The sequence below is a fragment of the Streptomyces xingningensis genome (genome assembly GCF_054957865.1).
This window is the reverse complement of record NZ_JBDJPF010000119.1, coordinates 1-6,082: the sequence shown is the minus strand read 5'-3', so window position 1 is coordinate 6,082 and position 6,082 is coordinate 1. Positions and strand designations below refer to the sequence as shown.

Annotated in this window: 10 protein-coding genes and 1 pseudogene; 6 read left to right on the top strand and 5 right to left on the bottom strand. The window is 61.6% G+C overall.

All coding sequences use genetic code 11. The annotated features are described in order from the left end of the window. Nucleotides 1-489 precede the first annotated feature (489 nt). The 4 genes from ABCR83_RS31915 to ABCR83_RS31900 all read left to right on the top strand — a co-directional run bounded on the left by ABCR83_RS31915 (nucleotide 490) and on the right by ABCR83_RS31900 (nucleotide 2,534). Nucleotides 490-1,068, top strand: coding sequence for a putative adhesin (locus ABCR83_RS31915; RefSeq protein WP_462698756.1), 579 nt, complete (start codon nucleotides 490-492; stop codon nucleotides 1,066-1,068). A 44-nt stretch (nucleotides 1,069-1,112) separates the two neighbouring features. After that, entirely contained in the window at nucleotides 1,113-1,538 is a 426-nt protein-coding gene (locus ABCR83_RS31910) for a DUF4279 domain-containing protein (protein WP_462698755.1), read from the top strand. A 33-nt stretch (nucleotides 1,539-1,571) separates the two neighbouring features. Next, entirely contained in the window at nucleotides 1,572-1,988 is a 417-nt protein-coding gene (locus ABCR83_RS31905) for a DUF4279 domain-containing protein (protein WP_462698754.1), read from the top strand. A 135-nt stretch (nucleotides 1,989-2,123) separates the two neighbouring features. Further along, nucleotides 2,124-2,534: a hypothetical protein gene (locus ABCR83_RS31900; RefSeq protein WP_462698753.1), complete on the top strand. Its 411-nt coding sequence runs from the start codon at nucleotides 2,124-2,126 to the stop codon at nucleotides 2,532-2,534. Between the two features lie 248 nt (nucleotides 2,535-2,782). Here ABCR83_RS31900 and ABCR83_RS31895 read toward each other — a convergent pair whose 3' ends face one another. Then, nucleotides 2,783-3,067, bottom strand: a complete 285-nt coding sequence (locus ABCR83_RS31895; RefSeq protein WP_462698752.1) for a YciI family protein — start codon at nucleotides 3,065-3,067, stop codon at nucleotides 2,783-2,785. Nucleotides 3,068-3,091: 24 nt separating this feature from the next. On the opposite strand from ABCR83_RS31895, the gene ABCR83_RS31890 reads away from it, so the two are divergent. After that, complete coding sequence (locus ABCR83_RS31890) at nucleotides 3,092-3,784, top strand: Crp/Fnr family transcriptional regulator (protein WP_462698751.1); 693 nt, start codon at nucleotides 3,092-3,094, stop codon at nucleotides 3,782-3,784. 20 nt (nucleotides 3,785-3,804) lie between these two features. Continuing rightward, nucleotides 3,805-3,939, top strand: a pseudogene (locus tag ABCR83_RS31885) (HD domain-containing protein); the annotation flags it as partial. Between the two features lie 29 nt (nucleotides 3,940-3,968). Here ABCR83_RS31885 and ABCR83_RS31880 read toward each other — a convergent pair. The 4 genes from ABCR83_RS31880 to ABCR83_RS31865 form a co-directional block, all read right to left on the bottom strand. Further along, nucleotides 3,969-4,181 (bottom strand): DUF397 domain-containing protein, encoded by a 213-nt coding sequence (locus ABCR83_RS31880; protein ID WP_462698750.1) that lies wholly within the window; start codon nucleotides 4,179-4,181, stop codon nucleotides 3,969-3,971. A 184-nt stretch (nucleotides 4,182-4,365) separates the two neighbouring features. Further along, a complete protein-coding gene (locus tag ABCR83_RS31875; protein WP_462698749.1) occupies nucleotides 4,366-4,512 on the bottom strand; it encodes a DUF397 domain-containing protein in 147 nt (48 codons plus the stop codon). 111 nt (nucleotides 4,513-4,623) lie between these two features. After that, nucleotides 4,624-4,806 carry a DUF397 domain-containing protein gene (locus ABCR83_RS31870; RefSeq protein WP_462698757.1) on the bottom strand — a complete coding sequence of 61 codons (183 nt, stop codon included), beginning with the start codon at nucleotides 4,804-4,806 and terminating at the stop codon, nucleotides 4,624-4,626. Nucleotides 4,807-4,825: 19 nt separating this feature from the next. Further along, nucleotides 4,826-5,674, bottom strand: coding sequence for a helix-turn-helix domain-containing protein (locus ABCR83_RS31865; RefSeq protein ID WP_462698748.1), 849 nt, complete (start codon nucleotides 5,672-5,674; stop codon nucleotides 4,826-4,828). Nucleotides 5,675-6,082 lie beyond the last annotated feature (408 nt).

The following is a 6,082-nucleotide window of genomic DNA, read 5'->3' as shown; positions in this document are numbered from 1 at the left end:
GACGGGCTGCCGGGCGCGCACCGGCTGCCCGACGGGACGGTCGAGCTGCCGAGGGAGTTGGTCGGGGAGAACCCGCGGTATCGGTACTTGCGGCCGGACGGCCAACTGGTCGACCGCTGGGGGAAGCCGGGGCCGGGGGTACGGACTTACGGGGCGCACTCGGGGGACCAGTACGCCTCGGGGGTGCCGGGGAAACACGGACCGGGGGTCGGGGAGACGCGGACTCCGCGTGAGCGGGTGGTGGTCGGAGAGGGGAAATCCTCTGCGAATACGGCAGTTCAGGCAGGCAGGCCCCGAGGCTCCAGCGGAGCTGACCGTGCAGCGGCAGGCGAAGGGGCGGGAGGCACTGCGCCGCACTCGTCAGGTCGAGGTGCAGACACCACTGCCCACAGCACGGACAGTTCTACGGGGCACCACCATGCAGCCACGCCCACATCACACGATCATGCACACGCCTCCGAAGGCCAAGGTCATGCCAACGGTGAGCGGTTGACCTATGGTGACAACCATGGTTCCGAGATCCTGCATGCGGAGCCGGTCAATGTTGATGAGCTGTTTCCCCATGAGCGGCCACGTGGTTCGGGTGACCCTCTTCCCACGCACGATGAGATCAAGAAGATTCTCATGGAGCGGGGTTTTGAGCGGTCTTCGAAGCGCTATGCCGATACGGATGGCCATTACTATGCAGACAATGTGTTCTCTGGAGGCCGTGTCGATGGAGAAAAGGTCTTCGCTGGCCACGGTTACTATGAAGCAGGTTCAGGTGAGGTCATAGTGCCTCCTGGAACAACGATCTCTTTCTACGTGCCACACGGCGACCGAATACCTGGCCTGAATGGCTTGGCAGTGGAAGCTGGTGTCTATCCACGCAGCGGCTTTGTCGAAACCTTCCATTCCGGTGATGTCATCCCTGACTACATTCTCGCGCCGCCCGCAGGGTCAGGGGGAGGAAGGTTCAGCGTAATGGAAGGATCGACTACAGTAGCACAGCGCGCCACCTTGGGTGAACTCCTGAAGCCGGATATGGGACATGTTCACTGGGCGGCATGCCGCGAGTACAAGTACTAGGCTGGGTAACCAGCTTGACTATCCGCTGTAAGGGAGGGATCGAGATGAGTGTGAACCTCTACACACATAGTGAAGCTCCGTGGACTCTCACAGATGTTGCTCTTGTTGTGAAGAAGCAAGATCTGGATCCTGATTTCATTACCTCATTCCTGAGGATCCAACCGACGAGTACGCGTAGGCCAGGGCCCAACCGGTGGATGCCTGATGCCGATGCGGATGGAGTGTGGCAACTCCAGTGCGACGAGCGCACCTCTCGAGATCTCGACGAGCAGCTCGACTTCCTTCTATCAGCAATTGAGCCAAGATCGCGGGAGCTTCAGGACTTGCGATCATCCGGGTATGAGACGGTCCTTCGGGTTTATGGGTTCGCCAGCAATGGATCGACGTTCCAGCTTTCGCCGGCTACGGTTCTTCGCATGTCGAAGCTGGGGATCACGCTCACCGTGGTAGCGAACATCAATGAGCGTTGAGTTCTCACACTTCACGTCAATCAAAGGTGAGCAATGGTGAGCTGGGGAGCCGTGACTGTGTCGCTAGTTATCACCAAGCTGGACTTGTCGCCGCAAGACATCAGCACGAGACTTCTCCTGACTCCTTCCATGTTGCGTGCTCCTGGGGAAGAGCCCGCCTTCAGAGAGGGGGCTGGGTGTTGGGTATACACCTGCGATGAGGCGCACTCCATCAGTGCCGATGAACAAGTGGAGCTACTCATCCCTCAACTTGTAAGCCGCAGCTCGATCCTTGGCGAGCTTCACGCCGAAGGACATTCTGTGCAGATCGACATTACTGGCACTGTAGAGACCGGAGCTGCACTGCGGCTCGGGCCTCATGCGATCTCCCGCCTCTGCGACCTGGGTATCCCGATCTCGTTCACCGTCAAGTGCGAATCAGTGCACGATGATCTCGACTGGCTCGTCTGAAGGCCTTCGATTTGGTACTGAGAACAGCTGTAAGGCTGGCGAGGCAACATACGTTGGGCCGCTGAGGGTTCCGGAATCCGGGTATCTGACGTAATCTGCACGCGCCTATCCCTTGCAGGAGGGGAAATCGGCGACGTGGACCTCGCGCATCGTGTACTTCAGTGCCAGCCCAAAGGGTTTCCCAATGCGAAGCTGTCCGGCATCCTGGTTTCGGGATCCGGGACCTGGCTCGACACGGAAGGGAATCCTCATCAGGAATACCGTCTGGTCGAGTTGACTGTTTCTCCCGATTCCAACGACCTCTCGGCAGAGGTAGCAGTCTTCCACGACATCTGGGGCGAGTTCGACTTTCACGGTCACCCGCACCCGGAAGTTCGGGAGCGCAACGCGCCTCGCCTCGCCACTGCACTCCAGGCGCTCGATTCACTGCTGGGAGTGGCTGCGGAGCCCGGCGAGGGCACGTACTTCGGGTGCGCCGATGGCTATGGAATCGCGGTGCCCGACGTACTGGACGACCTTGGTCCCGACCTCACGGACATGCTCTGATGCGTTTCTTGTGGTGTTAGCCCGCCAATTGATGAGCTCTCGTTCCTTTAGCGGATCCTTTTGGTAATTGAGCCCGAGCGCAAGAGCTCCTCGAGAGATGACTGAAGGCAAGGAGAATCGGCCTCGCTGAATACATGGCTGACCGCACAGAAGAAGTTCCCTTTCCCGCATGAGCCAATGAGCATGGTGGCAGCCGGGACTTGATATGCCGGATAAGTCTCGGACCGAATGCTGCTGTGAATGGCGTCTCAGTGGCCAGGGCCCACCACAGGGGACCATTCCCGGATACTGACAAGCTCGATTCCTGGCAGGCGGAAATAAGGGTCGGCATCCAGCAGGTGGTCGAGAGCGGCACGGTCCGGGGTGTCGAAGAGCAGCAGCGCCCCCGAGTCGTCCGCAAAGGGCCCGGCCGCGTGCAGTCGGCCAGTCGCATGGAGGTCGGTGAGGGAGGCGCGGTGAGCGGGGCGGGCAGCGAGCCGGGCGGTGGTGTGTTCGGCGTTGTCGGTGCTGAAGCGCAGTTCGATGGTCCACATGTTCGGAACGCTAGTGTTGAGTGCATGTGCACGTCTGTATCGGGAGATACACCTCCTTGGCCGTCTTTTGCGGAGATCCCGCTGCTGGCCGGCCTGCCGCAGGCGCGGTTGGCTGAGGCTTGGGCGGCCTCGAAGGCCGAACATTACGGCGGCGGCGACGCCCTTCGCCGGGAAGGCGAGCCTGCACAAGAGCTGGTGCTGCTGCTGAGTGGGCGGGTGGCGGCGACCTCGGTCACAGCCGGTGGTTTGGTCGTCCGCCATGGGATCTGGGCGCGTCCCTGTGCTCTGGACAAGACGGCGGTGATCGACGGCCGTGGACATACAGCGACGTTCACGGCGGAGACGGAAGTCTGTGTCCGCATGCTCCCACGCCTCGCCTTCCTGGCCCTAGTCGAAGACGTCGCCACCGTGCGCGGCCATGTACTGCGGACCCTGGCCGCCGAGACACGGCGCCAGCAGGAGCGCGTTGTGGACGCCCTGTTGCCCGCACAGGCGCGGCTCGCCGCCTGGATGCTGCGGGCAGCCGATACGGAAGGCGTCGTACAACTGCCCGTGTCACAGCAGCAACTTGCGGAGCTGCTGGGGCTCACCCGGGTCACCGTCAATCGCGCGCTCGGCGCGTTCCGGCGGGATGGGCTGATCGAATACGACCACAGCGCAGCGCGAGCGACACTGCTGGCTCCGGAGCTCTTGCAGCTGCGCGGCTGTGAGTTCTGACCGCCGGAGCTGTAGTCGCTCCCGGTGAGTCCCCGGAGGGCTATGCGGCCCGGGTCCTTGCCATGCCGGGCGCGCTGCTGATCAAGTGGTCCGATCTGGCCCATAATTCGGATCCCCGTATGCGGGGACTGTTGGGGCTCGGTAAAGGCAGCTGAAGATGCGCTGAAATGACGAGGAAGCGAGCTCAGAGCGTATTGCCACGCCGTATGCCTGTGATGAAGGTGGCCCAGACGGCGCCTGGGAAGGCGAGGACCGGGCCGCTGGGGTTCTTGGAGTCGCGTACTGCGGTTCCGTCGGCGAGGGTGGCAGCCTCGACGCACTCGCCCCCCACCCCGTTGCTGTAGGTGCTTTTGATCCAGCCCGCTTGTGAACGTATGCCATTGGCCGTATCGCTCATCGTGAGTGCTCCTCAAGGACTCGATCAATCAGCAAGGTTGACTTCTGCGGGCTCAATGCGAGCGCCCGCAGCTGGTCGAATGCCTCCGCGTACTGGCTGACGCTGTCCGTTCTGCCTCCAAGGTCCAGGGGTTGCTGAAGCTCCGGAAGACGACCGGGGCTTGTTGAGACGGTGAGGGTCGTGCTCACCGTATCTGGCCACGGCGTATGCCGGTGATGAAGTTGCCCCCGCCGGCGCTGGCCGGGAGGGAGATCTCTACGCAGTTCTGACCGCCGGAGCTGTAGCTGCTCTTCTTGAATACGACTCTGCTGCGGGTCGTGTCCTCGTTCATCGCTCCTCCTTGAACGCCCTGTTGATGAAGCTACGGGATGCCGTTGTGTCGGATGCTTGGTGTCGGCGCCAGTATTTCTCACAACTCCGGCAGCGCTTGATTGGCCTGTGCTCAGCCGTCGAGCATTCCGGCTTTTATGCCGGATATAAGGGAACTTAACCTTCCTTGAGAGATGGAGAGAATGATCTCTGGTGTGTCGCTCTCGCGGAAATGAACCGCCCCTTCGGAGTCCGCTCCAAGGTAGATGCAAGATGACGCGGCCTCGCTGAACGAGGACTTCTGCCAGCACAGCATGGTCAAACCGGCACCTTTCTCAGGGTCTCGAGATGCGGTGAATGAGCTCACGTGATTCATCAGGGCTGAGGGCAACCTCTTCCATGCGATCCAGCGTCAGGCGGTACCTCTCCAGTTGTGTCGTCCCATCGATCAGCTCTCCACCATGAGCGTTGTCAAGGAGCACGGTGTCCAGTTGAGACACCCGGCCGTGCAGGTAGTCGACCCCGTGGCCGGCGATTGGAAAGGCCGCTACGTCGAACGGGATCACCACAATGGTGATGTTGTCTCGCTCGCTCATCGTGACGAGATGGCCGAGTTGGGCCTTGGCTGTTTGTGCGCCACCGAACTGCATCTTCAGCGCGGCCTCGTGGATGATCGCCGTGTAGGGCGGAGGGTTTTTACGGAAGAGGACCTCCTGTCGCCGGATGCGGTGTGAAACCCGCTGCTCCAGTGCATGCGGCAGGAGCTTTGGGAGGAACTCGCGGAAGATCGCACGAGCATGTTCATGTGTCTGCAACAGTCCTGGGACAGTGATGACTTGGCCAACTCGTAGGGCAGTGGCATAGTGCTCGGCCTCCGCCAGGTCGATCAACCCTGTTGGCAGGTCTTCCCGGTACTCCTCCCACCAACCTCGTCTGCGCTCCGCAGCCATCTCGGTCAGAGCATGGATGAGTTCCTCGTCCTGGCAGTTGTAGTTGCGCGCCATGGCGCGCACCCGGTCTGCGCTGACACCGACGCGGCCGGCTTCGATATTGCTGATCTGGGTCTGACCCGTGCCGAGGAGGTTGCCTGCTTCGGTCGATGACAGTCCCGCTCCCTCGCGGAGCTTCCGCAGTTCCGAGCCAAGTCGGGCCTGTCGGGCTGTGGTGTGGGTTCTGAGAGGCAATCCGTTCTCTCCTCATTCGTACACACTGCGGGTCCGTCGCCCGTGCGGGTGCTGAAGTGAGCTATGAGCCCATCGCGGCACATAGCTCATGCGTATCGCGCTACGGTGTGATCCAAGCCACTCGCTCAACCCTCTGCGAACGCGGAAGCGCACCGCCCTGCCCGGCGGCACCGACACCGCGCAAGGCGCCTCGTGAGCGACTCAACTCAACCTTCTATCAGGAGACTTCCTTGGTCACGTTACTAGCCCCCGCCCTGGGCAAAAGCCACCGAACTACCGCACGGCCTTCGTGTACCCGACCCCGCTCCGTACGTCCACGCGTGTTGACGCGCGCTGCCTCGAGGAGGCGCCGAGCAATGACATACAGAGCAGGCACCTACGTAGTCGATGTGCGCGAGCACCGCCTCG